The following is a 2,553-nucleotide window of genomic DNA, read 5'->3' on the forward strand; positions in this document are numbered from 1 at the left end:
GATTTGGCATGCCTCCGATCACTGATTGGCATACTGTCGATCACGCCGGGAATTAACGCTTTCTTACACGGTCTCCCTTGCTGATTTTTACCCCAGTAGCGGAGACAACGATGTCCAGAAAGAGAGAAGCCCGGAGTTCTATGGAAACCTGTTTTAAGATCCTGCAGCTTAAGTTCGACCAGAAGCTGACCAACCGCTGTATCGCGCTCACCCTCAAAATCAGTGCCTCTACCGTTTTTGAAGTGCTCACCCGCTTCCGTACCACCGCGCTGCCCTGGCCCCTGCCCGAAGCGCTATCCCACGACGCCCTTGAAAAACGTATCTTCCCGGCAAAATGCGCGTCAGCATCAGAGTTGGTCATGCCGGACCTGCTCTGGTTCGATACCGAAATGAGAAAGCCCGGCGTGACGCGGCAACTGCTGTGGATGGAGTACAAGGTTCAGGCCGGCGAGCGGGCGATGGGGTACTCTCACTTCTGCCGCTGCTACCGGGAATGGAAAAAAACGCGGCGCCTCTCCATGCGGCAGGAGCACCGCGCCGGTGAAAAGCTCTTCATCGACTTCTGCGGACCCACGGTGCCCGTGGTTAACCCGGATACCGGTGAAATACGCCGGGTGGCCATCTTCGTGGCCGTGATGGGGGCGTCCAACTACACCTACGTTGAGGCCTGCGAAAGCCAGGACATGATGTCGTGGCTCAGCGCCAACAGCCGGTGCCTGACCTTCCTGGGCGGCGTGCCGAAGCTGCTCATCCCCGACAATCTCAAAAGCGCGGTGAAAAAAGCCGACCGCTACGAACCCGTCATCAATGACAGCTACCAGGCGCTGGCAGAGCACTACGGCACCGTCATCATCCCGGCCCGCCCGTATAAACCGAAGGATAAGCCGAAAGCAGAAAACGGCGTGCTCATTGTGGAAAGGTGGCTGCTGGCGCGCATCCGTCATGAGACCTTCTACACGCTGAGGGCGCTGAATACGCGCCTGCGCGCGCTGCTGACGGACATGAACAACCGTCCCATGAAAGGCTACGGCAACCAGACGCGCGCGGAGCGCTTCCGCGAGCTGGACGCGCCGGCCCTCTCCGCGCTGCCGCTGTCGCCGTACGAGTACACCGAATATAAAGCGGTGAAGGTGGGACCGGACTATCACGTTGAGTATGCGCGCCACTGGTACTCCGTGCCGCACGAGCTGGCGGGTCAGCGCCTGTCGCTGAAGGCGGGCCAGTCGGTGGTGCAGGTGTGGCATAAGGGGCAGTGCGTGGCGCAGCATCCGCGCAGCCAGCATGAATACAAACACTCGACCAACCCGCTGCACATGCCGGCTCAGCACCGGGGTCACGGCAGCTGGACGCCGGAACGCCTGGTGGAAACGGGGCGCAGCGTTGGCCCGTTCACGGGCCGGGTCGTTGAGGCGATGCTGAAGGCGAAGGCGCATCCGGAGCTGGCCTACCGTGCGGTGCTGGGCCTCATCGCGCTGCAGAAGAAATACGGCAGAGCGCGGCTGGAAAAAGCCTGTGGCGTGGCCTGGCACTACAAAAGCCCTGACCGCCGCTTCATCGACAACCTGTTGCGCCACCACCGCGAGGAGCAGGTTCTGCCGCTGGCCGGGGAAAGTGAATCGCCCTCACCGGTGTCGCTGGCGCATGAGAACGTGCGCGGTCCGGGCTACTACCACTGACAGATAAAGGAAGAAAAGACATGAGCGATAACCTGTTAACCAAACTGACGCAGCTGAAGCTGCCGGCGATGGCGGGTAGCCTGATACGTCATCGTGAAACCCCGCAGACGTACGACGAGCTGTCGTTCGAGGAGCGTCTGACGCTGCTGGTCGATGACGAGCTGCTTAACCGAGAAAACGGTCGCGTGGCGCGGCTGAGGAAGAACGCGAACCTGAAGTACCATGCGGCCCCGGAGGGGCTGCATTACCCGGTATCGCGTGGGTTGAGGGCAGAACAGATGCGTGAACTGCTGAACGGTCACTACATCACGCACAAAAAAAGCCTGCTGATAACGGGCCCGACGGGGTGCGGGAAAAGCTGGGTGGCGAATGCCCTGGGCGAACAGGCGTGCCGTCAAAAACACAGCGTTCAGTACTGGCGCACAGGTCGTCTGCTGGAACTGCTGGCGCAGGGTCGCGTTGACGGGAGCTGGCTGAAGCATCTGAAACAGCTGCAGAAAGTGCAGGTACTGATCCTTGACGATCTGGGTCTTGAGCCGCTGACGACGGCGCAATGCAATGACCTGCTTGAAATCGTGGAGGACCGTTACGGTCATAGCAGCACGATAGTGGTCAGCCAGTTCCCGGTGGACAAGTGGCACGGGCTGATGGAGAACCCGACGACGGCTGATGCGATCCTGGACAGGCTGGTGCATACCGCTCACCGGTTAGTGTTACAGGGAGAGTCGATGAGGAAATGCCAGGAGGGAGTGGAAAGCGAGAAGAAACCAGGTTAAAAAGCAGCAGAGAAAGTTAGCGCATCCCGGCTGATCGAAGAGATGCGAAACTGTGATCGAACTTCGATGCCAATCCGTGATCGTTCAGAGCGGAATACGCA

At 59.9% G+C, this 2,553-nt stretch carries 2 protein-coding genes; both read left to right on the top strand.

Translation table 11 applies throughout. The features are described from left to right. Positions 1–140 precede the first annotated feature (140 nt). Positions 141–1,676, top strand: coding sequence for an IS21 family transposase (gene istA, locus ACSZO1_RS22170; protein WP_437616516.1), 1,536 nt, complete (start codon positions 141–143; stop codon positions 1,674–1,676). A gap of 20 nt (positions 1,677–1,696) precedes the next feature. Then, positions 1,697–2,452 carry an IS21-like element helper ATPase IstB gene (gene istB / locus ACSZO1_RS22175; RefSeq protein WP_437616518.1) on the top strand — a complete coding sequence of 252 codons (756 nt, stop codon included), beginning with the start codon at positions 1,697–1,699 and terminating at the stop codon, positions 2,450–2,452. Positions 2,453–2,553 lie beyond the last annotated feature (101 nt).

The sequence above is a fragment of the Erwinia sp. V71 genome, from assembly GCF_965644245.1.
Lineage (GTDB): Bacteria > Pseudomonadota > Gammaproteobacteria > Enterobacterales > Enterobacteriaceae > Erwinia.